This is a genomic window from Spirillospora sp. NPDC029432 (assembly GCF_040703975.1).
Lineage (GTDB): Bacteria > Actinomycetota > Actinomycetes > Streptosporangiales > Streptosporangiaceae > Spirillospora.
In genome coordinates, this window is sequence record NZ_JBEZWH010000018.1 from 76,210 (window position 1) to 101,143 (window position 24,934).

General features: G+C 74.7%; 24 protein-coding genes. 11 read left to right on the forward strand and 13 right to left on the reverse strand.

The window, feature by feature from the left end; genetic code table 11:
* Window positions 1-36: 36 nt before the first annotated feature.
* Window positions 37-843: an SDR family oxidoreductase gene (locus tag AB0881_RS17095; protein WP_366617866.1), complete on the reverse strand. Its 807-nt coding sequence runs from the start codon at window positions 841-843 to the stop codon at window positions 37-39.
* Window positions 844-1,183: 340 nt separating this feature from the next.
* On the opposite strand from AB0881_RS17095, the gene AB0881_RS17100 reads away from it, so the two are divergent.
* The 4 genes from AB0881_RS17100 (at window position 1,184) to AB0881_RS17115 (ending at window position 7,082) form a co-directional block, all read left to right on the forward strand.
* Window positions 1,184-2,335, forward strand: a complete 1,152-nt coding sequence (locus AB0881_RS17100) for an ROK family transcriptional regulator (protein WP_366617867.1) — start codon at window positions 1,184-1,186, stop codon at window positions 2,333-2,335.
* Between the two features lie 190 nt (window positions 2,336-2,525).
* Complete coding sequence (locus tag AB0881_RS17105; RefSeq protein ID WP_366617868.1) at window positions 2,526-3,944, forward strand: glycogen debranching protein; 1,419 nt, start codon at window positions 2,526-2,528, stop codon at window positions 3,942-3,944.
* Window positions 3,945-4,071: 127 nt separating this feature from the next.
* Window positions 4,072-5,598: a hypothetical protein gene (locus AB0881_RS17110; protein WP_366617869.1), complete on the forward strand. Its 1,527-nt coding sequence runs from the start codon at window positions 4,072-4,074 to the stop codon at window positions 5,596-5,598.
* On the forward strand, window positions 5,595-7,082 hold the full coding sequence (locus AB0881_RS17115) for a hypothetical protein (RefSeq protein ID WP_366617870.1): 1,488 nt from the start codon (window positions 5,595-5,597) through the stop codon (window positions 7,080-7,082). Before AB0881_RS17110 ends, AB0881_RS17115 begins: the two co-directional genes overlap by 4 nt.
* Here the strand turns inward: AB0881_RS17115 and AB0881_RS17120 are convergent.
* Window positions 7,046-7,564 carry a hypothetical protein gene (locus AB0881_RS17120; protein WP_366617871.1) on the reverse strand — a complete coding sequence of 173 codons (519 nt, stop codon included), beginning with the start codon at window positions 7,562-7,564 and terminating at the stop codon, window positions 7,046-7,048. The two genes, AB0881_RS17115 and AB0881_RS17120, sit on opposite strands and share 37 nt — an antisense overlap.
* Before the next feature lie 172 nt (window positions 7,565-7,736).
* On the opposite strand from AB0881_RS17120, the gene AB0881_RS17125 reads away from it, so the two are divergent.
* Window positions 7,737-8,228 (forward strand): flavin reductase family protein, encoded by a 492-nt coding sequence (locus AB0881_RS17125; protein ID WP_366617872.1) that lies wholly within the window; start codon window positions 7,737-7,739, stop codon window positions 8,226-8,228.
* Here AB0881_RS17125 and AB0881_RS17130 read toward each other — a convergent pair.
* Complete coding sequence (locus AB0881_RS17130) at window positions 8,179-8,994, reverse strand: SDR family NAD(P)-dependent oxidoreductase (protein WP_366617873.1); 816 nt, start codon at window positions 8,992-8,994, stop codon at window positions 8,179-8,181. The two genes, AB0881_RS17125 and AB0881_RS17130, sit on opposite strands and share 50 nt — an antisense overlap.
* 132 nt (window positions 8,995-9,126) lie before the next feature.
* On the opposite strand from AB0881_RS17130, the gene AB0881_RS17135 reads away from it, so the two are divergent.
* On the forward strand, window positions 9,127-9,987 hold the full coding sequence (locus AB0881_RS17135; RefSeq protein ID WP_366617874.1) for a helix-turn-helix transcriptional regulator: 861 nt from the start codon (window positions 9,127-9,129) through the stop codon (window positions 9,985-9,987).
* 74 nt (window positions 9,988-10,061) lie between these two features.
* Window positions 10,062-10,649: a dihydrofolate reductase family protein gene (locus tag AB0881_RS17140; RefSeq protein ID WP_366617875.1), complete on the forward strand. Its 588-nt coding sequence runs from the start codon at window positions 10,062-10,064 to the stop codon at window positions 10,647-10,649.
* Window positions 10,650-10,704: 55 nt separating this feature from the next.
* Here the strand turns inward: AB0881_RS17140 and AB0881_RS17145 are convergent, their stop codons facing one another.
* Window positions 10,705-11,652, reverse strand: a complete 948-nt coding sequence (locus AB0881_RS17145; RefSeq protein WP_366617876.1) for an AsnC family transcriptional regulator — start codon at window positions 11,650-11,652, stop codon at window positions 10,705-10,707.
* A gap of 85 nt (window positions 11,653-11,737) precedes the next feature.
* Between AB0881_RS17145 and AB0881_RS17150 the strand changes: the two genes are divergently transcribed.
* Genes AB0881_RS17150 through AB0881_RS17160 form a run of 3 tightly spaced genes read left to right on the forward strand, consistent with a single transcriptional unit; the run spans window position 11,738 to window position 14,044 of the window.
* A complete protein-coding gene (locus tag AB0881_RS17150; RefSeq protein WP_366617877.1) occupies window positions 11,738-12,598 on the forward strand; it encodes a VOC family protein in 861 nt (286 codons plus the stop codon).
* A complete protein-coding gene (locus tag AB0881_RS17155) occupies window positions 12,595-13,893 on the forward strand; it encodes a carboxylesterase family protein (RefSeq protein WP_366617878.1) in 1,299 nt (432 codons plus the stop codon). Before AB0881_RS17150 ends, AB0881_RS17155 begins: the two co-directional genes overlap by 4 nt.
* A gap of 10 nt (window positions 13,894-13,903) precedes the next feature.
* On the forward strand, window positions 13,904-14,044 hold the full coding sequence (locus AB0881_RS17160) for a hypothetical protein (protein WP_366617879.1): 141 nt from the start codon (window positions 13,904-13,906) through the stop codon (window positions 14,042-14,044).
* Between the two features lie 35 nt (window positions 14,045-14,079).
* On the opposite strand, the gene AB0881_RS17165 is transcribed toward AB0881_RS17160, so the two are convergent.
* From AB0881_RS17165 to AB0881_RS17180, 4 genes are all read right to left on the reverse strand, one after another.
* Window positions 14,080-14,508, reverse strand: coding sequence for a hypothetical protein (locus tag AB0881_RS17165; RefSeq protein WP_366617880.1), 429 nt, complete (start codon window positions 14,506-14,508; stop codon window positions 14,080-14,082).
* Between the two features lie 9 nt (window positions 14,509-14,517).
* The gene (locus tag AB0881_RS17170; RefSeq protein WP_366617881.1) at window positions 14,518-16,389 is read right to left on the reverse strand and encodes a potassium transporter TrkA; all 1,872 of its coding nucleotides are present in this window, start codon (window positions 16,387-16,389) and stop codon (window positions 14,518-14,520) included.
* A 77-nt stretch (window positions 16,390-16,466) separates the two neighbouring features.
* On the reverse strand, window positions 16,467-17,054 hold the full coding sequence (locus AB0881_RS17175; RefSeq protein WP_366617882.1) for a TMEM165/GDT1 family protein: 588 nt from the start codon (window positions 17,052-17,054) through the stop codon (window positions 16,467-16,469).
* Between the two features lie 298 nt (window positions 17,055-17,352).
* Entirely contained in the window at window positions 17,353-17,823 is a 471-nt protein-coding gene (locus AB0881_RS17180; protein WP_366617883.1) for a DoxX family protein, read from the reverse strand.
* 134 nt (window positions 17,824-17,957) lie between these two features.
* Between AB0881_RS17180 and AB0881_RS17185 the strand changes: the two genes are divergently transcribed.
* Window positions 17,958-18,926 (forward strand): nucleoside hydrolase, encoded by a 969-nt coding sequence (locus AB0881_RS17185; protein ID WP_366617884.1) that lies wholly within the window; start codon window positions 17,958-17,960, stop codon window positions 18,924-18,926.
* A 56-nt stretch (window positions 18,927-18,982) separates the two neighbouring features.
* Here AB0881_RS17185 and AB0881_RS17190 read toward each other — a convergent pair whose 3' ends face one another.
* The 5 genes from AB0881_RS17190 to AB0881_RS17210 all read right to left on the reverse strand — a co-directional run bounded on the left by AB0881_RS17190 (window position 18,983) and on the right by AB0881_RS17210 (window position 24,922).
* The gene (locus AB0881_RS17190; protein WP_366617885.1) at window positions 18,983-19,888 is read right to left on the reverse strand and encodes a PfkB family carbohydrate kinase; all 906 of its coding nucleotides are present in this window, start codon (window positions 19,886-19,888) and stop codon (window positions 18,983-18,985) included.
* On the reverse strand, window positions 19,885-20,841 hold the full coding sequence (locus AB0881_RS17195) for a pseudouridine-5'-phosphate glycosidase (RefSeq protein ID WP_366617886.1): 957 nt from the start codon (window positions 20,839-20,841) through the stop codon (window positions 19,885-19,887). Before AB0881_RS17195 ends, AB0881_RS17190 begins: the two co-directional genes overlap by 4 nt.
* 104 nt (window positions 20,842-20,945) lie before the next feature.
* Window positions 20,946-21,968 (reverse strand): LacI family DNA-binding transcriptional regulator, encoded by a 1,023-nt coding sequence (locus AB0881_RS17200; protein WP_366617887.1) that lies wholly within the window; start codon window positions 21,966-21,968, stop codon window positions 20,946-20,948.
* A 144-nt stretch (window positions 21,969-22,112) separates the two neighbouring features.
* Window positions 22,113-23,609, reverse strand: coding sequence for an SPFH domain-containing protein (locus AB0881_RS17205; protein ID WP_366617888.1), 1,497 nt, complete (start codon window positions 23,607-23,609; stop codon window positions 22,113-22,115).
* A gap of 41 nt (window positions 23,610-23,650) precedes the next feature.
* Window positions 23,651-24,922 carry an ADP-ribosylglycohydrolase family protein gene (locus AB0881_RS17210; protein ID WP_366617889.1) on the reverse strand — a complete coding sequence of 424 codons (1,272 nt, stop codon included), beginning with the start codon at window positions 24,920-24,922 and terminating at the stop codon, window positions 23,651-23,653.
* Window positions 24,923-24,934 lie beyond the last annotated feature (12 nt).

Below are 24,934 nucleotides of genomic sequence, written 5' to 3' on the forward strand. Positions count from 1 at the left end.
CCGCCGCCCCTGACCCGGCGGCGGGCGCGGGCGCCGTCACAGCTCCTTCAGGAACCCGGCGTCGACGACGAAGTCGGCGCCCGTGGTGCTGCCGGAGCGCGGCGAGGCCAGCAGGACGACCGCGTCGGCGATCTCCTGCGGCTCCACCAGCCGGCCGGTGGTGAGCGCCATCATCTCCGGCGCCACCTTCTCGATCACGGCCTGCCGGTCCGCGCCCGCCTGGGCGCCGATGACGTCGGCCGCGCCGCCGTCCTTCGTCCACCAGTCGGTACGGACCGGGCCGGCCGAGATCGTGTTCACCCGGACCCCCTGCGGCCCGAACTCCTCCGACAGGGCCTTGGTCAGGTTGTTCACGCCCGCCTTCGCCGCGTTGTAGTCGTGGTTCATCGGCGCCGGGCGGCGGGCGTTGCCGGACGACACGTTCACGATCGCGCCGCCGCCCCGCTCGATCAGGTGCGGGACGGCGGCACGGGTGGCCCGTACCAGCGCGAACAGGTTGAACTCGAACATCTCCCGCCAGTCGTCGTCGGTCGCGTTCAGGAACCCGAACCGCGGCAGGGTCACGCCGGGCGGCGGGCCGCCGGCGTTGTTGACCAGGACGTCCAGGCCGCCGAACTCCGCCACGGCCCGCTCGACGACGCGGGCGGGGGCGTCCGGGTCCATCAGGTCCGCGGGGACGTGGACGAGGTCCGGCCCGGCGAGCGCGTCCAGGCCCGGCCCGGCCGTCCGGGACGCGGCCACGACGCGGGCGCCCTCGTCCAGGAGGGTGCGGACGACGGCCAGCCCGATCCCCTTGGACGCCCCGGTGACGACGGCGACCTTGCCGGTCAGCTGCAGATCCATGTGCACGACCCGTTCTCTAGGAGGTTGATCCTTGATCGATCTCGACTCCTGAACCCCGGCGGCGATCGGACGGTTGCAGTGGGGAATGATCCGCAGTGCCGGATTCATCCGCGATCTTCACGGCGGGCTGCGGCCTGTCCGCCGCATCCCAGCGCCGCCGGGCTGCTGGCCGCCGGTGCCGGGGCGGGCGGCGTCCTGGCCGCGATCGCGGTCCGCCTCGGCCGCGCCGGCGTCGCCGCCCGCCGGCTGCCGCCCTCCCCGGCGGACGCGAGATCATTGGACCGGGAGGCGCGGCCGTAGCGCCGCGCCGGGCGACCCGGACGATCCAGAGGAGGGCGGCATGCCGCAGGTGAGCGCGCCCTCGGCCGGGCGGCTGCTGCAGCTGGTCCGGCAGGGGCGGGCGCGGACCCGGCGCGATCTGATGGAGATCACCGGGCTGTCCCGCTCGACCGTCGCGCAGCGGGTCGAGCAGCTGGTGCACGCCGGGTACCTGCGCGAGGGCGGCGTGGACGTCTCGACCGGCGGGCGGCGGCCCAGCCTGCTGCGGATCGACGAGGGCTCCGCCGTCGTGCTGGCCGCGCACCTGGGCGCGACCCACGGGCGGGCGGCCGTCGTCGACCTCGCGGGCCGCACCCTCGCCGAGTCCGCCGGGCCGCTGGACGTGGCCGACGGCGCCGCGCCCACGCTCGCCCGGACCGCCGCCCGCTTCCGCGACCTGCTCGCGGCGGCCGGCCGTTCCCCGACCGAGGTCTGCGGCGTCGGCATCGGCCTGCCCTGCCCGGTCGACCGGCGCACCGGCCGGGTGATCCCCACCTCCGCCGTCGCCTCCTGGCGGGACCACGACGTCGTCGCCACCCTGTCCGCCGAGTTCCCCGGCCCCGTCCTGGCCGACAACGACGCCAACATGATGGCCCTCGGCGAGTACGGCGCCGCCGGCTGCACCACCCTCGTCCTGGTCAAGGCCGGGACGGGGATCGGCGCCGGGATCGTGGAGGACGGCCGGATCCTGCACGGCGCGGGCGGCGCGGCCGGGGAGATCGGGCACGTCCGGCTGTGCGGGCACGGCGACGCCGCCTGCGCCTGCGGGGCGTACGGCTGCCTGGCCGCCGTCGCCGGCGGCGCCGCGCTGGCCCGGGCGCTGGGCACCGCGGACACGGCCGGCGTCGTCCGGCTGGTCGAGGCGGGCGACCCGGCGGCCGTACGGCGCGTCCGCGAGGCCGGGCGGGTCCTCGGCGAGGTGCTCGCGACGCTCGTCAGCGTGACCGATCCCGGGGTGCTGGTGGTCTCCGGCGGGCTGGCCCGTACCGGCGAGCACCTCCTGGCGGGCATCCGGGAGGTCGTCTACCGGGACGCCCGGTACCCCTCGGCGCGCGACCTCCGGATCGTGGCGGGGCGGCTGGGCGAGCGCGCCGGGGTGATCGGCGCGGCCTCGATGGTGGTGGACCGGGTGCTGGCCGCCGAGGCGGTCGATGCCCGCATCGCCCGCGGGTAAGAGTGCCCTCACCCGCCTTTGCCCATGTCAGGCGCCTTCACCCCCTGTCAGGCACCCTGACTTGGCGGGTATGTTGCATGAGTGTTACGTGCGGGTTACGGGCCCGGGCCTTGCGCCCGCTTCCGTGCCCGGGAGACTATGTCCTGCGTCGCGGACAAAGTGTCCGATTCAGCGGACGAAGTGGAGCACCGTGACCGCAACCCCCTGGGCCGGAGCCCGCATCCGGCCCGCGCAGACCGGGCCGGCCCCCCGGCGGCGCGGCGCGCTCACGGACATGGAGACCGCCGCCCGCGCGGCGTACGCCCTGCGCGGCAACGACCGCGGCCCCCACACCGTCGCCGCACCCGGCCTCTACCCCCACATGTGGAGCTGGGACGCAGCGTTCATCGCCATCGGCCTCGCCCGCCTCTCCCCCGCCCGCGCGCTGACCGAGATGGAGACCCTCCTCGCCGCCCAGTGGCGCACCGGGATGGTCCCGCACATCGTCTTCTCCGACGGCTCGGACGGCGAGGGCTCGTACGAGCCCGGCCCCGCCCGCTGGGCCTGCCGCGACGTCTGCGCCGACGCCCCCGAGGGCCCCGCCACCAGCGGCCTCATGCAGCCGCCCGTGCACGGCGCCGCGATCCGCCGCATCCTGGACGCCGCCCTCCGCGCCGCCCCGACCGAGCGCCGCGCCGCCACCGACCGCATCCGCGCGCTGTGGCCCGCCCTGCTGGCCTGGCACCGCTACCTCGCCGACCGCCGCGACCCCGACCGCCGCGGCCTGCTGACGATCTACCACGGCTGGGAGAGCGGGCTGGACAACTCGCCGCGCTGGGACGCCCCGTACGCGGCCGTCGTCCCGCCCGCCGCGTTCACCCCGTTCCGGCGGGCCGACGTGCACGCCCTGGACGCCCTCGGCGGCGGCGCCGCCCAGCGCCCCACCGACCTCGACTACAGCCGCTACCAGTGGCTGATCGAGGAGCTGCGGGAGGCCCGCTACGACGACGCGCGCGCCCGCGAGTCCCTCAGCTTCCGCGTCGCGGACGTCCTGTCCAGCGCCATCTTCGCCGCCGCCGCCGAGGAGCTCGCCACCGTCGCCGACGAGCTGGCCCTCCCCGGCGTGGACGAGCTGATCGCCCACGCCGACCGCTTCCGCCGCGGCGTCGCCGCCACCACCGACGACGACGGCTTCGCCGCCGACATCGACCTCCGCACCGGCCGCACGCTCCGCACCCGGACCGTCGCCGGCTTCGCCCCGCTCCTCAGCGGCGGCCTGGAGCCCGCCCGGCGCCGGCGCCTCGTCGACACCCTCTTCTCCCCCGACTGGTGCGGCCACCCCGCCCTGGCCACCGCCCTGCCGCCCAGCACCAGCCCGTCGTCCCCGGCGTTCGACCCGGCCCGCTACTGGCGCGGCCCCCAGTGGCCGCCCATGACCTGGCTGCTGATCTGGGGCCTGGAGCGCTCCGGCGAGCCCGAGGCCGCCGCCGTCCTGCGCGCCTCCGCCCTGGACCAGCTCTCGGACGGCCTCTTCGCCGAGTACTACCACCCGTTCACCGGCGAGGCCCTGGGCGCCCGCCCCCAGTCGTGGACCGCCGCCGTCGCCCTGGACCTGGCCTTCACCGGCTGACGCGCGGCCGCGTTCGTGTGTACGTTGAACACTTCCGCGCGAGTCGAATCCACGTGAGTCGAATCCACGTGAGTCGAATCCGCGTGACTCGAACGTCCGGTCCGGCACCCGGTCGGGAGGTGGGGCGGTGGCCATTCGCAGCATCCTGTACGGGGCGGCCGGACCGCCCGCCGGGCCCGCCGGCACCGCCGAACCCGGCCATTTCCGGGACCTGAACCTCGACCAGGTCGTCCGGGAGGCGGCGCGGGCGGGCGGCGTGCCGGACCTCGCCGCCCACTACCACCGGCCGCTGCGCGACCCGGACCTCGTCGCCTTCCGCCAGCGGATCTTCCACGACCTGGAGGACCCGGCCGTCCGCGAGGCCGCCGTCCGGTTCACGGCCGCCATGGAACGCACCCGGCGGCGGCTGGCGGCCCTGGAGCGCCGGAAGCACCCGCCGCAGGCGCACCGCTGGTTCCTGGAGATCGCGCTCGACCACACGGCCGCGGTGATCGCGTTCGCGGAGGAGCTGGGGTCCGTCCCGCTGACCGCCCCCGGCCTGCTGGCCCTGCGCGACGACGTGACCGCCCACACCCGTTCCGCGGCGTTCACCGGGTTCCGCGAGCGGGCGGCCTGGCTGCGCGACCGCCTCGGCGACGTCCGGTACGACCTGTTCCTGCGCGGCGACCAGATCACCGTCGCGCCGCCCGACCCGGACGCCCGCCCCGACTTCGCCGAACGGGTCCTGGCGACGTTCGAGCGCTTCCGCCAGGACCCCGCGCCCGCGCCGCGCGACGACGCCCCGCCCGAACTCGGCCTGGACGACGTCGAGGCCGCCGTCCTGGACTTCGTCGCCGAACTGCACCCCCGCGTGTTCCGGGACGTCGCCGCGTTCTGCGAGAGCAACGGCGGCTTCGTGGCGGACGGCCTGCTGCGCGCCGAGCACGAGCTGCGGTTCTACCTCGGCTACCTGGCGTACCTGGCACCGCTGCGCGAGGCCGGGCTGCCGGTCTGCCTCCCGGCGGTCTCCGCCACCGACCGGACCATGGCCGCCCGCGACGTGTACGACCTCGCGCTGGCCGCCAAGCTGGGCGGCGTGGGCGTCGTGACCAACGACATCGTCCTTGAAGGAGACGAGCGCGTCCTCGTCGTCTCCGGCCCCAACCAGGGCGGCAAGACGACGCTGTCGCGCACGTTCGGGCAGCTCCACCACCTCGCCGCCCTCGGCTGCCCCGTCCCCGGCCGCGAGGTGCGGATCTTCCTCCCGGACCGGATCCTCACCCATTACGAGCGGGCGGAGGGGCCCGACGACCTGGCCTCCAAGCTGGAGGAGGAGCTCCTCCGGATGCGGGCGCTGCTCGACCGCGCGACCCCCGACAGCGTCATCGTGCTGAACGAGATCTTCACCTCCACCACCGCCGGCGACGCCTGGACGCTGGGCGAGACGGTCCTCGCGGAGATCACGCGCCTGGACGCGCCCTGCATGTGGGTCGGCTTCATCGACGAACTCTCCCTGCTGAGCCCCAAGGCGGTGAGCATGGTCGCCACCGTGGCCGGCGAGGAGCGCACGTACCGGATCGTGCGCCGCCCCGCCGACGGCCGCGCCCACGCCCGCGCGATCGCGGAGCGGCACGGCCTGACGTACGCCCAGATCATCGACCGGGCGCGCCGGTGAGGCCGCGGCTGCTGGGGGCCGCCGGCGACCCGGCGCGAACCGGCGCCGATCTGGCCGAGGACCTGGCCGATGACCTGGCCGAGGACCTGCGGCTCCACCACCTGTGGACGGCCATGGCCCGCGGCGACGAACGCCTGTACGCCCTGGCCCGCGCGGCGACGCTCGCGCCCCTCACCGACCCGGCCGCCATCGAGCACCGCCAGCGGGTGCTCAGCGACTGCCTGCGGAACCCGGGAACGGTGCGCGCCCTCCACCGGCTCGCCGCCGAGGCCGTCGACGCCGAACAGAAGATCTTCCGGGGCGGCCGTCCCGAGGCCCTCCTGAACCGCTCGGTCCGGACGCTCGAACTGGCCTGCGAATCGCTCCGGGACCTGCGCGACCTCGCGGCCGAGCGCGCCCCCGCGTTCCGCTCCGCGGGCTTCGCCGAACTGTTCGGCTCGCTCCGCGCCGAGGTGGACGAGGACTACCTCCGCACCGCGGAGGCGCTCCTCGGGGACCTCCGGTTCGACCACGGCATCATCGCCGCCGCGCGTCTCGGCCCGGGGAACAAGAGCACCGACCTGCGCCTGTACGCCCCTCCCGGCAAGGGCCGCGCCCCGCGCCGCTTCCGCAGGACCGGGCTGACCCACACCGTCCCGTCCGAGCACGAGGAGAACTGGCGCGCGCTGCCCGCGTTCCGCGACCTCGTCCTCGCGGACGTCGCCCGCGCGACCGCCGAGTCGGCCGACCACGTCCGCGGCTTCCTGCGCGCCCTGCGCGACGAGCTCGGCTTCTACGTCGGCTGCCTCAACCTCGCCGAGACCCTCACCGGCCTCGGCCTGCCGGTCTGCCTCCCCGAACCCCGGCCTGCCGGCGACCGTACCCTCGCCGCCCGCGAGCTGTACGATCCCGGCCTCGCCCTGCGGCAGGGGCGCGCCACCGCCTGCGACGTCGCCGCCGCCGGCACCGGACTCATCGTGATCACCGGCGCCAACCGCGGCGGCAAGTCGACGTTCCTGCGCGGCGCCGGGACGGCCCAGCTCATGATGCAGTGCGGGATGTTCGTCCCCGCGCGCGAGTTCGCGGCCTCGGTCGCCGACGGCGTCTTCACGCACTTCAAGCGCGCGGAGGACCGCTCGATGACCAGCGGCAAGCTGGACGAGGAGCTGGCCAGGATGAGCGCCGTCGTCGACCGGATCCGTCCGGGTTCGCTCGTCCTGTGCAACGAGTCGTTCTCCTCCACGAGCGAGCGCGAGGGCGCCGAGATCGCCGCCGAGATCCTCCGCGCCCTCGGCGACCTCGGCACCAGGACGATCTTCGTGACGCATCTCTACGACCTGGCCCGCCGCCTGCACGACGACCCGCCCGCCGGCACCCTGTTCCTGCGCACCGAGCACGACGACACCGGCGCCCCGACGTACCGCCTCGTCCCCGGGGCCCCGTCCCCCACCGCACGGGCCATGGCCATCTACGCGCGGGTATTCGGCGCCCCGCCGCCTCCGTGAACGGCGCCGGTCTTCGCCGCCGCGCCGCGGAGTATCCCGGGGACCAGCCGGCGGTGGACGGCCGACAGCGGCGGCCACACGACCCGGCCGAGGCGCCGGTCGTAGTGCAGGAAGGTGCTCAGCGACACCTGCCCGTCCGCCGCCTGGACGAGGAGGTTCCCGGACAGGAACCAGGACGCGGCCTCGAGCAGGATCCAGCCCTCGCCCCGCGCGGCGACGCGCCATCCGGCCACGGTGTCCGGCGACCGCCCCCGGGCGAGCCGCAGCCCGAGGAGCCCGCGCCAGACGAACCACTCGCCGGGGGTGGGAACGTCGCCGAACATCGCCCGCGCCCACCGCTCCGGGCCCGCGCCCGTATCCGCGGCGAGGGTGAACCGGTCGGCGTAGTCGATGGCGGGCAGCGTGCTGAGAGCACGCGCGGACTCGGGCATCTCGTGCGGCCCCACGGCACTGCCGACGGCCCCCGCGCGAGGATCGCTCATGGCCACGGCCCCTTCCCTGCTCTGGGACGGCACCCGCCGCCCCGAATATACGGTTACGTATAAACCTGAGGCTAGACCGCTTATACGGTTCCGTATATTCGATGGCGGGGTGAGCTGAGCCACACCTCGCGACGTCCGCGAGAGCGGGACCGCGGAACCCTAGGCTGCCGGAATGGACAGCGATGAGTTCGTCGGCGGCTTCGACTACCCGATGTTCGTGGTGACCACCGCCGACCCCCGGACGGGGACGCGCGCGGGCTGCCTGGTCGGATTCGCCACGCAGACCAGCATCGAACCGTTCCGGTTCCTGGTGTGCCTGTCCCGGCTCAACCACACCTACCGCGTCGCCGCGGCGGCGGACCTGCTGGCCGTGCACGTCCTCGGCCGGGACCGCGACCAACTGAAGCTGGCGGCACTGTTCGCGACGGAGACCGGCGACGAGATCGACAAGTTCGGCCGCTGCTCCTGGCGGCCGGGCCCCGAAGGCGTGCCCCTGCTCGCCGCCGCCCACCGCCGCCTGATCGGCCGGATCGTGGAACGGGCCGAACTCGGCGATCACACCGGCTTCCTGCTGGCCCCGGTCGACGTGACGGTCGAGACCGGGAGCGCGCCGCTCAACTTCCGTTCCCTGCCCGACCTGGAACCGGGCCACCCGGCCGGCTGACGTACCGGGTGGCGAGCCGGGGACTCTGCGCCCCGAACGCGGCGAGGTCGGCGTCGAAGACCGCACGCAGCAGCCGCTCGTCCTCGACGCCGGGAGCGCAGACCACCTCGCCGAGCTCCAGGCCGCGCAGGCAGGCGGTGACCACGTCCTCGGCGGACATGCGGGGCGTCCCGCCGAGGTCCATGCCCTGCCGCTCGTGGAACTCGGTCGCCACGACGCCGGGGCACAGGGCCTGGACCCGTACCCCGGTCCCGGCCAGTTCGGCGGCCAGGGTCTGGGACATCGCGACCAGGTGGGCCAGGGCGCCGGTGTACACCGCGCGGCCCATCTGCGCGGCCGGGTCGGGACCGCCGAAGGCGAGCATCCCTGCCACATTGACGATCGTGCCGCCGCCGCGGGTGACCATGCCCGGCACGGCGGCGCGCGCCAGCATCGTCGGAGCGGCCACCTTGACGCCGACCACCTCCCGCGCCTTGGCCTCGGGCAGTTCGGCCAGCGGCATGTAGTGGGCCACGCCCGCGTTGTTGACCAGCAGATCCAGCGGCTCGGCGGCGCACATCCGCGCGACCGCGTCCACGCCCTCGCCGGTGGCCAGGTCGGCGGCGAACGGCCGCACCCTGCCGCCGGGGAACCCGGCGGCGACCTCCTCCAGGCGCTCCGCGCGGCGGGCCACGGCGATCACGTCGTGGCCGTCGCCCGCCAGCCGCCGGGTGAACGCCCGGCCGATGCCCGACGAGGCCCCGGTGACCAGAGCGAGCATGTTCATGTTCCTCTCCTTCGTACGGCGCGTTGCTCGCCGCCATCGTCGAAGGCCGCGCCTCCCCGCGGCAGGGCTCCCGCGATCCTGGGGGTGACGGGACCAGGCACGTTCCCGGACGGCCCGCCTACGCTGGGGGACATGTCGGACGGCACCAACACGCTGGGCGAATACCTGCGAGCCCGCCGCGCCCTCATCTCACCCGGCAGCGCCGGCCTCGCCGAGCACGGCGTCCGCCGCGTACCGGGCCTGCGCCGCGAGGAGGTCGCGATGCTCGCCGGCATCAGCGCCGACTACTACCTCCGCCTCGAACAGGGCCGCGACCGCAACCCGTCGGTCCAGGTGCTCGAATCGCTCGCCCGGGTGCTCCGGCTCGACGACGCCGGCACCGCCTACCTGCTCGGCCTCGGAACCGCGAAGCCGCGCCGGGCACGCCGCCGTCCCCGCAGGGAGACGGTGCCGTCCGGCATCGGCGGGCTGCTCGGCTCGCTGGCGCTGCCCGCGTTCGTCGAAGGCCGCTGCTTCGACGTGCTGGCGGCCAACCCCCTGGCGACGGTGCTCTCGCCCCGCCTGGCGACCGGCCGCAACCGCCTTCGCGACGTGTTCCTCGACCCCGCCGAGCAGGCCCTCTACCCCGATTGGGAACTCGCCACCGCCGCGCTCGTCGCCGGGTTCCGGGAGTCGGTCGGCACCGACACCGACGACCCCCGGTTCATCGAGCTCGTCGGCGAGCTCTCACTCGCCAGCGACCGCTTCCGCCGGCTCTGGGCACGCCACGACGTCAGGCGCCGCGCGGGCGCGGCCGTCACGCTCGCCCATCCCCAGGTCGGCGAGATCACGCTGAACCGGGAGAAGCTCGCCGTCAGCGGTACGACCGGCCTGCTGCTCGTCGTCTACCACGCCGAGCCCGGCACCGACGACGCCGACAAACTCGCCCTGCTGGCCTCCTACCAGGCCGAAGCCCGCGTCCCGGACCGTACGGCCGCCCACCCCGCGCACTGAAATCGGTCCCTGGCCGTCCGGCCGCTACCGTGGAGCGCGTAGCGGGGCGGCAGGAACGAACCCAAGGAGCGGTGATGGGCGAGCTCGTGGTGGTCAACTTCGTGTCCCTCGACGGCGTGATGCAGTCGGTGCTGTCACCCGAGGAGGACCCGGAGGGCGGGTTCGACCGCGGCGGATGGGTGCCTCCCTACGTCGACGCCGCGGTGGAGAAGTTCATGAGCGACTCCACCGCCGGGGCCGGAGCGCTGCTGCTGGGCCGCAGGACCTACGAGATCTTCGCCGGCACCTGGCCGTACGCCGACCGGAGCGATCCGGCGGTGGCGGCGATGAACGCCATGCCCAAGTACGTGGCGTCCCGCACGCTCACCGACCCGCGCTGGGAGAACTCCACCGTGCTCGGCGCCGACCTCCCGGCCGAGGTGGCCGCGCTCAAGAAGCGGACCGACGGGGAGATCGTGCTCCTGGGCAGCGGCGGGCTCCTGCCCACGCTGGTCGAGCACGACCTCGTCGACGAGTACCGCCTGCTGGTCTTCCCGCTCATCCTGGGCGGCGGCAAGCGGCTGTTCGCCACCGGCACGGCGCCGCGCGACCTCGTCCTCACCGCTTCCACGGCGTCCACCACCGGCGTCCTCATCACCACCTACCGGCGCGCCACCGGCTGAGCCCTCGGGGCCCGCGAGCGAAGCCGCCGCATCACGACCGCACGCCCCGCCGGCCTCAGTGGGCGGGGGCGACGCGCTTGCTGTAGGAGGTGACCAGAGCGGTCTCGACGCGTTCGATGCCGTCCAGCGCCGCGAGCCGCTGGCTCATGTAGGCGTACAGGGCGTCGTCGTTGCGGCAGACGGCGATGGCCAGCAGGTTGTGCGTGCCGGTCACCGCTCCGATGAACGCCGTCTCGGCGTCCCCGGCGAGGTCCCGCACCGTGCCGGCCAGCCGGGACGGAGGGACGGTCAGCCACAGCAGGCACTGGGCCGCGTAGCCCAGCGCCACCGGTTCGACCTCGACGTCGAACCGGAGCGTCCCCGACCGGCGCAGCTCCTCGACGCGGCGGCGGACCGCCGACTCCGACCAGCCGGTGCGCCGGGCCAGATCCGGGTACGGGGCGCGGCCGTCGGCTGCCAGGCTCGGGATCAGCCGCCGGTCCAGGTCGTTCAGGGCGATCGGGCCGGAGCCTCCGGGGTCCGGCGGCCGCAGCGCGCCGATCTCCCCGGCGGTGAGGGCCGAGGTGCGGCCGGGCCAGCGATGGTCCATCAGGTGGCGGAGCAGCCGGTGCGCGTCCACGTCCAGGATGCGCGGATGGCGGGCCAGTTCCGCCAGCGGGGCGGGCCCGCCCGCCAGGGCGCGGAGCACGCAGACGATCTCGGTACCGCTCGACAGGACGGTCACCCAGGCGGTGTCCGGGCGGCGCGCCAGCGCGCGGGCCAGGTCGGCGGCGCCGGGCCGGACCCGCAGCCGCACCAGCCATTCGGCGTGACCGGTGCTGCGGGTGCTGACCGTCGCGGTGACGCGGGCGGTGCCGGTGGCGCGCAGCCGCGCGTACCGGCGGGCCAGGGTCCGGTCGGAGACGTCGAGCACCTCGGCGATCCTGGCGAACGGCGCCCGGCCGTCCAGATGCAGCGCGTGCAGGAGCCGCAGGTCGAGGGGGTCGAGCATGACCGAATCCACCCGAACATGGTAGGCCGGTGTCGGATCGCGGCGTTTCCGGCGGCCGGAGGGGACCGGGCGGGCACCGCCACCGCATGATCGGGCCATGCCCGACGACATTCTCGGTTTCCACCACACCGGCGTCCTGACCCGCGACCTGGACGCCCTGGAGCGCACCTACACCGCGCTCGGCTTCACCCTGAGCCCCCGCTCCCGCCACCTCCTGAACGAGCGCCCCGGCGAACCGCCGGTCCCCGGCTGCACGGCCAACCGGTGCGCCCTGTTCGGCGGCGCCTACATCGAGCTGCTCGGCATCGTGGACGACGCGGCGCCCGACCCCTGGCACACCAGGGAGATGGCCGACGGGTTCCGGCTGCTCAACTTCGACACCCGCGACGCCGCGGCGACCGACCGCCGGCTGACCGCCGCCGGGCTGCGCACCTCCGGCGTCCTGGACCTGGAGCGCGACGTCGACACCGTGGACGGCGCCCGCACCATGCGCGCCCGCGCCGTCCATCTGGACCCGCGCGCGACGCCCGAGGCGTACGTCGGGATCGCCGAGCACCTCACCCGCGACTACGTCCACCAGCCGCGCTACCTCACCCACCGCAACGGGGCACGGGCCCTGGAGGCGGTCCTGATCGTGGCCGCCGACGCCGATCACGACGCGATGGCCGCCCGGTACGCCCGGATCCTGGCGAGGGAGCCGCGGCGCGAGGGGCCGCGTACCGTACTGGACCTGCCGGCCGGGCGGCTGGAGATCGTCCGCGCCTCGGACTGCGCGGCCGTCCTGCCCGGCGAGCCCGTACCGGACACGTCCCGCCTGGCCGCGATGACGGTCAGGGTCGACGACGTCGCCGCCGCCCGCGCGGTCGTCGAGGACGGCGGCGTCCCGGCGCGGACGGCCGGCGGCGGCTTCCTGGTCCCGGCCCGCGACGCCCACGGCGCCGCCCTGCTCTTCGCATGATCGCCGAAACCACCGCGGGTCCCGTCCGCGGCGTTCCCGACGGGCCCGTCACCGCCTACCTCGGCATCCCGTACGCGCGCGCCGGCCGGTTCGCCGCGCCCCGCCCCGTCCCGGCGTGGAACGGCGTGCGGGACGCCTCGTCGCCCGGCCCCGCCGCGCCGCAGCCCCCGTCCCGGCTGGAGCGCGTGATGGGCGCCTTCCACGTCCCGCAGGCCGAGGACTGCCTGTCCCTGAACGTGTGGGCGCCGCCCGGCGGCGGTCACCCGGTCCTGGTCTTCGTGCACGGCGGCGGCTTCACGAGCGGCTCGGGCGGCCTGGCCTGGTACGGCGGTGCCGAACTCGCCGCCGGCCTGGTCGTCGTGACCGTCAACTACCGGCTCGGCGTGCTGGGCTTCCTGCGCGCACCGGGCGTGAGCGACGGCAACCTCGGGCTGCACGACCAGCTCAGCGCCCTCGCCTGGGTCCGCGACAACATCGCCGCGTTCGGCGGCGACCCCGGCAACGTCACCGTGGCGGGCCAGAGCGCGGGCGCCCAGTCGATCCTGGCCCTGCTCGCGGGCGGCCGCGCCCGCGGCCTGTTCCGGCGGGCGATCCTGCAGAGCACCCCGGCCGGGATGGCCCCGGACTCACCGGCCGACGCCGAACGCAACGGCCGCCTGCTGCTGGAGCACCTCGGCACGGACCCGTTCGACGCGCCGGTGGACGACCTGCTCGCCGCCCAGGGCGCCGTGGCACGCGGCACCGCCGCCCCGCTCAGCCCCGTCCCGCCGTTCCAGCTCGTCGCCGGCGGCCTCGTACCCGAGGACCTGACGGCCGCGCCCGGCGACGTCGAGATCCTCATGGGCACGACGCGGGACGAGGCCGCCGCGTTCTTCGCCGGCGACCCGCGGGCGGCCGCGATGCGCCCCGACGAGCTGGAACGGACCGCCGCCCGCTGGTTCGGCGACCCCGGACGCGCGACCCCAGGCGGCCGCACCGCCGACCGGATCGCCGCCGACATGGTGACCGACCACATGTTCCGCGAACCGGCCCGGCGCCTGGCCCGCACCCTCACGGACAGCGGCAACGCCCCCTGGCTGTACCGCTTCGACTGGGACCCGGGCGGCCCGTACGGGGCCTGCCACTGCATCGAGCTCCCGTTCGTCCTCGGCACGGAAGCGGCCTGGCGCGACGCCCCGATGCTCGCGGGCACCCGCCCGTCCCGCCTGGTCCGCGAGGTGCGCCGCGCCTGGACCGGCTTCGTTCGCGACGGCGACCCCGGCTGGCCGCGCGGCACCACCCGCCACTTCTCCTGAAAGGACGGTCATGCTCGACACCCTGATGCTCTTCACGGTCCCGTGGCTCGCCTTCCGCCTCCTCGGCGCGCTCGGCGTCACCCGCTTCGCGACCTGGCGCACCAGCGCCGCGCACGGCCTCGCCTCCAGTCGGGAGCCGCGACCCTCTTGATCGCCGGCCTTGCCGTCGCGCGGCCCGATACCGCGCTAGTACGCGGCGGCCTCGTCCGCCCAGGCCGCGGCGGCTCGGGTCAGGTCGGCGGCGCGGAGGCGCGTCACGATCAGGAACGGGTCGCCCGCCCGCGTGTGCTTGCGCCAGGGCGGCGAGAACTCCAGGTCGAGGCCGATGCGCAGAGTGGCGTGCTCCCGCGTCCGCGCCAGGAAGGTGAACGACAGGTTGGGTTCGGTGAAGTCGAGGGTGCCGCCCTCTTCCGCGTCCCGCAGCCAGACGGCCAGGTACGCGGCGTCGTCGGGGGTCAGGGCCTGCCAGCGGAAGTCCCACACGCCCTCGGGGCTGTGCGCCGTTCCCGCGATCATGAGCCAGCTGGTGCGGAGGTCCTCGTCCTCGGCGTCGGGGAACTGGTAGCCGTCGATGCGGAGGTCGATTCCGTGGCCGTCACGGCCGATGAGGCGCATCGGGCGATGCTAGTCCTCGGCAAGGACGATCACGTGGTCCTCGGCGGTGAGGGTCAGCGGGGCCGTCTTCGCCGGGTTGAGGACGACACCGTACGCGGGCGGCTCGTGGAACCGCTCGTGCAGGCGGTAGCCCAGCGCGGTCTCGCCGCGGCGGCGGGCGGACTCGATGACGGTGGCGAAGTCGGCGGTGGCGCCGGGACGCAGGTAGTCCGAGGCCGGTTTGAGGTAGAGCTCGGAGCCGGCCGGGTCCAGCAGGTCGGTGAAGACGTCGTGGAGGTGGCGGTTCTCGCTGAGCTGGGTGAGCATCAGGCTGATCAGCTTGTCGCTCACCACGAAGTCGTCGGCCTTGGTGACCTGGGCGACCTCGCGGTTGGCGTCGTCGTTGATCTCGCTGACGATGGAGAACGGGTCGCCGAGGCTCTCCTCCATGTCGCGCAGGTGCAGCAGCGTGACCAGCGTGCGGGCGTCGGCGTGCTGCGGGTCCTGGCCCTCGTCGCCCAGGACGATGATCTTCTGGTACGAGCCGACGTCCAGGGCCTCCAGCTGCGTGCGGTCGGTGGGGTCGCAGCGGACGTAGCCGACCTTGATGTTGTCCAGGCCGCCGAACGCACCGCTCGGATCGTCATGGCGGGCGGCGATCACGAGTTCGGACCCCGGCTCGACGAACGCGTCCAGCAAGCGGATGATCTTGGAGGCGCGGCCGTTCCAGCCCACCAGAAGGGTGCGCTCGGGGCCCTGGAAGCGGGGCGCGGCGGTGCTGATCGCGTCCTCGGTGACGGGCGCGGGCGTCTCGGCGAGGCGGATCAGCAGATCGTCCTCGGCGAGCAGGATGATCTCGTCGTCCGCGGCGATGACCGTGTCGGCGGGCGGGTTGACGGCGACCGCGCCGGCGCGGCGCAGGCCCACGGGGATGCCGAGCTCGTAGGCGGAGAGGGCCTGGCCGTACGTCATGCCGGTCAGGGCCGGCTCGGGCCGCATGTAGAACTCGTGGCCGCGGTAGTTGAGCAGATCGGTGCAGACCGTGGACAGCCCGGACTGCCGGTGCGACTGGACGATCAGCTGGATGGCGATGTCGTCGGCGTCGATGACATGCGCGGCGGGCCCGCCGGCCAGCCGCGCAGCCGGCAGGTTGGCCGAGTCGTGGACGGCGGCGACGACGTGCGGGCGCGCGTCGTCCCAGTCGCGGGCGCCCAGCGACAGCAGCACCTTGATCACGTGGTTGTCGGCGTCGGCGACCGGCGGCGACACCACCATGATCGAACGGGCCGTACCGGGGCTGACCAGTTCGAGGTCGGCGACCTTGAGGGGGTCGCCGCGGCGGCAGACGACGCGGGTACGGCCCAGGTCGCCGACCGCGGCGCGGATCGCCTCCTCCATGTCGATCTTGTCGCGGTCGGCGAGGATGGCCACGCAGGAGCGGCGCCGGCTCTGGTTGGCCTCGACCAGTTCGGCGATCACCGTGAAGACCTGGTCGGACCAGCCGAGGACGACCGTGTGGCCGCGCTCGACGATCCGGGAACGGCCCTTCCGCAGCTGGGCGATCTTGGCTTCCAGGCCGGTGGTGAGCACGCCGATCAGCGCGCTCACGATGAAGATCCCGCCGATCGTGGCCAGCAGCATCAGGCCGAGGAACGGCGCGGTGCCCTCGTCGTCCCCCATCGTCCCGGGGTCGAGCGTCCGGAGGAGGCTGCGCCACACCACCCCGGGCCAGCTGCCGTTGCGCGCGGTGTCGCCGGGGGCGAGCAGCGCGGCGAGAACGGTGACCACCAGGATGAGCGCGCCCGACGCGAGGCCGAGCCAGCCGATCAGCGCCGGGGTGCCCTTGGCCATGGTGTTGTCGAACCAGTAGCGCACGCGCTCCCGGCGGCTGACCCGCGCCAAATGGACCTCCCCCGTGTCGATCCTCCGGCCATCTTGCCGGAATCCCCTGCAATACGGGCGAGGTTCGCGGGAGCCGGTCAGCCGAGGACGGCCTCGCTCAGCGACCAGATCGCGAGCCCGGCCATCACCAGTCCGCCGATCCGCTGGACGATCTTCAGCGGGACGCGCTCGGCGATGAACCGTCCGGCGACCAGCGCCAGCGCCGAGACGCTGACCAGCGCCAGAAGCGCGCCCAGAGCGACCGGCAGGGCCCCCTGGGTCGCGGCGAGGTTGGCCGTGGTGATCTGGGTGAGGTCGCCCCACTCGCTGATGAAGACGACCGTGAACGCGGTCAGGTAGGTCGGCCAGAGCCCGGTGACCTTCTTCCCCGCGCCCTCCTCCTCGCCGCCGTCATCGTCCCCTCCGCGCAGCAGCGTGTACGCCCCGAACGCGAACAGCACCGCGGCGACGACCTGCACCAGCGGCTTGGGCAGCAGCGCGAACACGCTCCCCGCCGCCACCGCGACCAGCACATGGACGACGAACGCGCTGGACGTGCCGAACCACACGTACAGCGGGCGCATCCGCGTGCCCATCGCCAGCGAGGCGAACATGGTCTTGTCCGGCAGCTCGGCCAGGAAAATGACGGCGAACGCGGTCAGGAACGTGGTCACGCTGAAAGACATCAGGGCCCTTCCCCTTCAGGGCCGGGCCTCGACGGCCCTGTGGCGCGTACCCGGGGGGACGCACCCCCTGAGGGAGAGGACCGCTCGGCCCGGCATGACGGATGCGCCCGAAATACGGGCACGCCTTACCAGACCGAAGGTCTCGTCCACCGTGACCAGGTCACGGCCTGAGGGCCGGGCTCGCGCCAGTATGTCGACCACTCAGCGGATCGGGACTACTCCCCTTCGCCACGGACCAGGGTACCTGAACGGATCAAGCCCCCGCCGGAGCGGGGGCTCGATGATCCGGTACGGCGCGTCAGCGCTTGAGGCTCCTCAGCAGGTCCCGGGTCTCGGCGCGGCGGTCCCAGGCCACCAGCGCGAAGATCACGCCGAGCACCGCGGGGAACAGCGCCCAGGCGGGCTCGATGACCAGGATCTGGGTGAGCGCGGCGCCGACCATGAGCCCGATCAGCCCGGTGGCGGCGGCGCCGGCCAGCCGCGGGATCACCAGGCCGATGGCGCCCGCGGCCTCGACCGCGCCGACGAGGTAGCGCATCGCGTCGTTCCAGCCGAGCTTGACGAACGTCTCGACCGCGTCGGCCTGCCCGGCGAACTTCGGCATCGCCGAACCGAACAGCAGGAACGCTCCGATGAGGATCTGGAAGCCCCAGAGCACCCGCCGCAGAACGGAGGTACGCCCCGTGTCCGAGGCGACGGCGGAAGAGGAACGCCGGGCGTTCTTCCGGGTGTTGGTGACGGTGGCGGTGTTCTGCACGGAGGCGGTCATCGGATTCTCCTTCGTCGGTGTGCCTTCACCTACGCGTCGAGCGACCCCGCCCCAGAACGACATCCCGCCCGAACTTTTTTCAAAGAACCTCGTCCGCGCAGGTCAGCCCCCCGAAACCCCGCATAATGGGCACCATGGCCGACACACTCCCGGCGCCCGTGCCCCTCCTGCTCGACTGCGACCCCGGGCACGACGACATGTTCGCGATCCTGCTGGCGGCGGCGCATCCCGCGATCGACCTGCTGGCCGTGACGACGGTGGCGGGCAACGGCCCGCTCGAGGCGGTCACCGACAACGCGCGCCGGATCTGCACGCTGGCCGGCCTGGACGGCACGGTGGTGGCGGCGGGCGCCGACCGGGCGCTGCGCGGGGACTGCCGTACCGCACCCGACATCCACGGCGAGACGGGCCTGGACGGCGCGCCGCTGCCCGACCCCACCGTCCCGCTGGCGGACGAGGACGCGGTCACCCTCATGGCACGGCTGCTGGCGGCGTCGGAACGGCCCGTGACGATCGCCGCGACCGGCCCCCTCACCAACGTGGCGACGCTGCTGGAACGCCACCCCGAGGTGAAGCCGCGGATCGAGCGGATCGTGTTCATGGGCGGCAGCGCCGGCCGGGGCAACACGACACCGCTCGCCGAGTTCAACATCCATGTCGACCCCGAGGCCGCCGACCGCGTGCTGCGCTGCGGACTGCCGCTGCTCATGTGCGGGCTGGACGTGACGCACCAGGCGCTGGCGACGCCTGAGATCTTCGACCGGCTGCACGCGATCGGCGGGCTACTGCCGGCGACGCTGGGCGGACTGCTGCGCTTCTTCGCGGGCGCGTACGAGAAGGTGTACGAGATGCCCGCACCGCCCGTCCACGACCCGGTCGCGATCGCCGCGATCATCGACCCGGACGTGGTCCGCCTCGTGGACGCCCCGGTCGCCGTCGAACTGACCGGCGAACACACCCGCGGCGCCACGGTCGTCGACCTGCACGGCGTGACCGGCGCCGAGCCCAACGTCCAGGTGGCACTGGACCTGGACGCCGCCCGATTCTGGGACCTGATGCTGAACGCGATCCGCGACCTGACCAACCGCGGCCCCCTCACCTGACCGACAGCAGTGACCGGCGGCTGAGCGGTGAGGGGAGCTGACCGCTCGTCGTGGGTTCAGTGGTCGTGGGGTGGGGGGTGAAGGGTGACGGGTGGGCGGGCGCCTACGGCGGCTATCGCGGTCGCGGCGGCGGAGAGGCCGTTTCGGGCGCAGGTCTCCAGGGGGCGGGACTCGGCCCAGGCCGTGAGGAAGCCGGCGCAGAAGGCGTCGCCGGCGCCGGTCGGGTCGACGACCTCGGCGGGGGCGCTGGGCAGGCGCAGCCGCGTTCCGTCGTCGGCCGCGACGAGTACGCCGTCCGCGCCTAGTTTGAGGGCCACCACGGGATGGTCGGCGGTGAGGGCCGTGGCGATGTCGGACGGGTCGCGCAGGCCCGTCAGCAGGCGTCCCTCGTCCAGGTTCGGGAAGATCAGCCGGGCGCCGCGGGCCCAGGCGCGGAACGCCTCCGGGCCGGACGCGGCGAGGAACGCGGCCGAGCCGGGGTCGACGGAGACGGCCACGCCGCGCTCGCGGGCGCGGGCCATGAGGCCGCCGACGGCGTCGCGCACGCCGGGATGGAAGAGGGAGTAGCCGGAGACGTGCAGGAGCCGGACGCCGTCGAGGAGTTCGTCCGGCAGGTCGGCGGGCGAGAGGTTGAGATTGGCGCCGCGGTCGGTGTACATGTCGCGGCGCCCGCCCTCGGCGAGCACCACGATCCGGCCGGTGGCCGCGCGCGGGTCGGCGGCCAGCCGGGCATCCACCCCGGCCGCGGCGAGCGCGGCGGTGTGCGACTCGACGTCGGCGGCGCCGGCGCGTCCGGCGAACCGGACGTCGGCGCCTAGCGCGCCGAGCCAGGCGGCCTGGTTGGCGCCCGAGCCGCCCGGGCAGGCGGTGATCGTGGAGGGGGTGTCGCTGTCGGCGGTGACCGGGCGCTGCGGCCGGACGACGATGTCGTCGATCACGTCGCCGACCACGAGCACGGTCATCGGCCGGGCGACCAGGCCAGCGCGATGCGCGCCGCCAGGGCCACGTTGGACCGTACGGCGCGGATGTTCGCCTCCAGGCTCGCGCCCCGCGAGGCGCGCTGGAAGTAGTCGAGCAGGAACGGCGTGACGGGCTTGCCGTGCAGGCCCCGCCGGTCGGCCTCGGCCAGCGCCTCCGCGAGGATCCGGTCGTGCAGCGCGGGGTCGAGCTGCTCGGCGGGCGGCAGCGGGTTGGCGACCACGATCGCGGACGTCAGGCCGAGGCCGTCGGCGGCGGACATCATCCCGGCGACGGCGGCCGGGTCGGCGGCCTGCCAGTCGATCGTGTGCCCGGACTCCGACAGGTAGAAGCCGGGGAAGCGGTCGGTGCCGTACCCGACGACGGTCACGCCGAGCGTCTCCAGCCGCTCGAGCGTCGCGGCCACGTCCAGGATCGACTTGACGCCCGCGCAGACCACGGTGATCGGCGTACGGGCGAGCGTGGGCAGGTCGGCGGACTCGTCGAACGTGCCGGCGGCGCCCCGGTGCACGCCGCCGAGCCCGCCGGTGGCGAAGACGCGGACGCCGGCGCGCCGGGCGAGGTACGCGGTGGCCGCGACGGTGGTGGCCGCGTCGGCTCCGGTGGCCATCGCGACCGGCAGGTCCCGGACGCTGGCCTTGGCGACGCCGTCGCCGGTCGCCATCCGTTCCAGGTCGGTCGGCGACATGCCCACCAAGGGGCGGCCGCCGACGACACCGACGGTCGCGGGCACGACGCCGGCGGCGCGGAGGACGTCCTCCAGTTCCCGCGCGACCTCCAGGTTGCGGGGGCGGGGCAGCCCGTGGGCGATGATCGTCGATTCGAGTGCGACGACCGGCCGCCCGGCGGCGAGCGCGTCGGCGACCTCGGCCGACGCGATCACCTGCTCGTCGCCGTTCCGGCCGTTCATGACACCATCAGCTGCGGGAGCGCTCACCGGCCGCACGCTAGCCGTGCGAACGCCCTGGAGTAAAGCGCTTGACGAGGCTGACATGATCGCGTGACCGAACGGCCGGTTCGTTGTTACGCAACGCCCGCGGATCAGGCGGCGGACTTCGGCGGGGCGGTGGTGGCGCGGATCTGGAGCGGGGCCGGGAGGGGCGGGGTCTCGGTGACCGGGGAGCGGCCCTCCATCAGCTCCAGGAGGAGGCCGGCGGCGCGGTGGCCCAGGTCGAACGCCGAGAGCGTCACCGTGGTCAGGGGCGGGCTGACCAGGGCGGAGAACGGCAGGTCGTCGAAGGCGGCGACCGACAGCTCGCCCGGTACGGCCACGCCCAGCCGGCCGGCGGCGCGCAGCACCCCGTACGCGTGCACGTCGGCCGCGCAGACCAGCGCGGTGATGCCCGCGGCACGCCAGCCGTCCCAGCCGGCGGTGAAGGCCGCGGCGGCGGCGTCGATGTCGGTCCTGGCCTGGACGGCCGGGCCCGTGAAGCCGTGCCCGGTGACCTCGCGCAGGCGGGCGTCCATGCGGGCGCGGCGGGCCTGGAACGTCGGCACGCCGATGTCGGCGTCGAGGTAGCCGATCCGGTCGTGGCCGAGGTCGAGCAGGTGGTCGATGAGCGCGGTCGCGCCCTCGTCCAGGTCGAACCCGACGTACGGGGAGTCGGACTCCGGGGACGGCCGGTCCAGCACGACCAGCGGGGTACGGCCGTCGAGCTTGCGGATCAGGTCGACGGCGGGCGCCTCGGCGAGGATGCCGTCGACCCGTTCGGCCACCATCCGGTCGAGCCCGGCGGAGGTGGGGTCGTGGGCGGGGTCGGCGATGACGAGGCAGAGCTGGTAGCCGTCGAGCCGTCCGGCCACACCCTGGGTGAGCTGGGAGAAGTACGGGTTGGCGATGTCGGGGACGACCAGCGCGACGCTGTGCCTGCGGCCTGTGGCCAGGTCGCGGGCGAGGGCGTCGACGCGGTAGCCGAGCTCGTCGATGGCGGCGAGCACGCGTTCGCGGGTGCCGGCCGAGACGCGGCCCTCGGCCTTGCCGTTGACGATCAGCGAGACCGTCGCGGTGGACACCTGCGCCAGGCGGGCCACATCGGCCGCTGTGGTCCGCTTCGCCGCCCGCACAGCACCTCCTGCCACGGCCCGGTCAGGGCGCAAGTCAGCCCGGTAAGGCCCGTTGTCCAGCGGTTTCACCCGCCGGACCCCGCGATGATAGCCGCTGGCGCGGGCCGCGGGCGGGGGAACGGAGCGCCGCCGCGGGTCCGGCGGTCAGCAGTCGTTCGCGCCGTCGCCGGCGGCCTCGCGCAGCGCGCCGACGACGGCGGTGAGCTGCGCGACGAGCCCGGCCACGCTGGTCTGGTCGGCGCCGCCGATGGTGACCGAGCGCAGCTCGGCGGGCGCCGGCAGCCGCTCCACGATCCCGGGCAGCGCGCCGATCAGCTCGGCCTGGACGCTGGCGGGCGTGCGGGCGTTCTCGATGGCGGCCCTGGCCTGGTCGCGCTCGACCTCCATCATGGCCTGCTCGTGCCGGAGCGCGGCGCGGGCGCGGGCCGTCTCCAGCTCGCCGTCCAGTTCGAGCCGCTTCAGCTCCCGCTCCCGTTCGATCCGCAGCCGCCCGGTCTCGGCCTCCTCGGCGTGCCGGTCGCGTTCCATCCGCAGCGCGTGCCGGGTCGTCTCGGTCTCCAGTTCGGCGACCTCGCGGGCGTCGTCGTGCTCGCGCCGGGTGCGCCGCAGCCTCTCGGCGACCTCGGTGTCGAACCGGCCGGCCTCGTTCCGCGCGCGCAGCTCGGCCAGCTCCTGCTCGTGCTCCAGCCGCCGGGTCTCCTTGAGCCGGCCGGCCGCCATCTCGCGCTGCGCGATGGCCTCCTCGGCCTCCAGTTCGGCGAGGCGGGCGAGCTGCGCCTGCTCGGAGCGGTACGGCTTCTGGAGGTTCTCCCAGAGCCGGGACGAGCTGACGACGGCCTCCTTGATCTGCACGGTGACGATGCGCAGCCCGAGGCCCTGGTCGCCGCCGCCCGTGCCCGCCGCGTCCGCCTCGCCTTCGGCGACCGCGCGGAGCCGGGCGGTCAGCTCCTCGATGATGGGCTGCTTGTCGCTGAGGACGTCGCGGACGCCCATCGTCGACACCTTGTCCTTGATCGCCGCCTCGGCCTGCTCCTTGAGCTGGAGGTTGACCAGCCGCATCGGGTCCTGGTCGTCACCGAAGTCGAGCTTGCGGTAGGCGATCGCGAAGTCCTGGATGATCCACTGCACGTATCCCTGGACGAGGACGCCCTGCAGCTCCTTGCAGATGCAGTACGCGTTGATCAGGATCGTCTGCGTCGCGCCCGGCACCACCAGGAACGAGTCGGTCGAGGGGTTGAACCGGAACGAGACGCCCAGCCCGATGTGCAGCGGCCGCTCCCGGCCGCGCCGGGTGTGGACGACGAACGCGTTCGGCGGGACGAGCACGTTCTTCCAGCGCCAGAAGCCGCTGATCCGCACGTCCACCGGCCCGGGTCCGCGGCCGGGCGCGGGAGCGTCGGCGCCGAGCGCCCGCTGCCGCTTGCCGAGCGGGCCGGGGGCGCGCTGCGCGGGCGCCGCGGCCATGGGGGCCGGCGCGCCGGGTGCGGACGGGCCGCGCCGGGCGCGGAGATCGCCCTCCAGTTCGGCCTGCTGCGCGACGACCTGTTCGAGATAGGTGTTGCCCTTGCCGCCGTCGCTCATCGGCCGCTCCTCGCGCTCGCCCGCCCGGTCGGCGCCGAGTCTGGCCGAGCCCGCTCGCACGGTGCAACCGCTTTGCCCGGCTTCGTACGGCCGGCCGGGTCTCAGGCGTCCTGGGCGGAGGGCGACCAGCCCATCGGCGGATGCCCCTGCCCCTCGGGGTCGATCGGCGGCTCCACGCCGAACTCCAGGACGATGTCGGCGGCCAGGACGAGCAGGCTGTGGCGGTTCTCCAGCTCGTACTGCCAGTGGCCGGGGAACGCGGCGGAGCCGTACCGGGCGCCGAGGAGGTGGCCGGCGAGCGCCCCGGTCGCGTCGCTGTCGCCGGAGTGGTTGACCGCGCGCAGCATCGCGTGGCGCCCCTGGAGCGCAGGCTGCCGCCAGGCGTTCCACTCCTCCCGGGGCGGGTCGCTCTCGGCGCGGAGCAGGAGGTAGACCGCGATGGCCAGGGCTTCGGGCGCTGTGTGGCCGCGGCCGAGCGACTCCACCCGTTCCGGGGTGGACGGCCCGTGCGTGGCGAGACGGGCGGCGTCGTCGAGCGCCCGCGCGGTCTCCTTGTGCCCCTTGCGGCGGACGAGCTGTGCGCGCGCGAGCGCGAGCGACTCGTCGAAGCCGGCGCCGCGGACCAGGCCCCGGACGAGCGCCGCCAGGACGCCCGCCGGGAGGAAGCCGCTCGGATGCCCGTTGGTGAGCGCGGCGACCTTGCAGCCGAGCTCGAACGCCCCTTCCTCGCCGCCCGCCCCGAAGCCGCACGGCGCCGCCCGGAGAAGCCCGCCGCATCCCTTGGAGTCGTTGACGGGCTCGTCGGGCGTGCCCAGGGGAGGGCCGGGCCTGCCGCGCGCGGCCGCCGCGCGCAGCGCCTCCATCGTGCTGCGCCCCACGCCGCCGCGGCGCCCGCCGGTCAGGGCCGGGCCGGACGGCATCCGCGGGGGCACCGGCGGGATGTCGCCGAGGCTCCACGACGGGAACGGCGCCCCTGGCGCCCCTGGCGGCATCGGCGGCGGCGCCGAGGTGTCCGCCGGCGGGGGCCCGGGTGGGGGCGGCGGGAGGATCTCCGCCTCCGGCCGTCCCAGCCAGCTCAGGTAGGACGCCTGGACCATGCCGATCACGGCGCCGCCGATCCCGCGGTCGCGGGCCCGGACGGACGCCTGCGCGATGGCCGCGGCGGTGCGCGCCATCAGCTGCGTCTCGCCGGTGATCCGGCCGGTCCCGAACTCGCCGGCGGCGTACTCCCGCAGCCCCTCGGGGCCGTGCTCGGCGCGGATCTCGTCGAGCGTCAGCCGCTCGACCGGCGCGCCGAGGGCGGCGCCGATGGAGCCGCCGAGCAGGCAGCCGAACAGGCGGTCCAGGTCGGGGTACGAGGAGGCGGCCGTCACGCGGCCACTGTA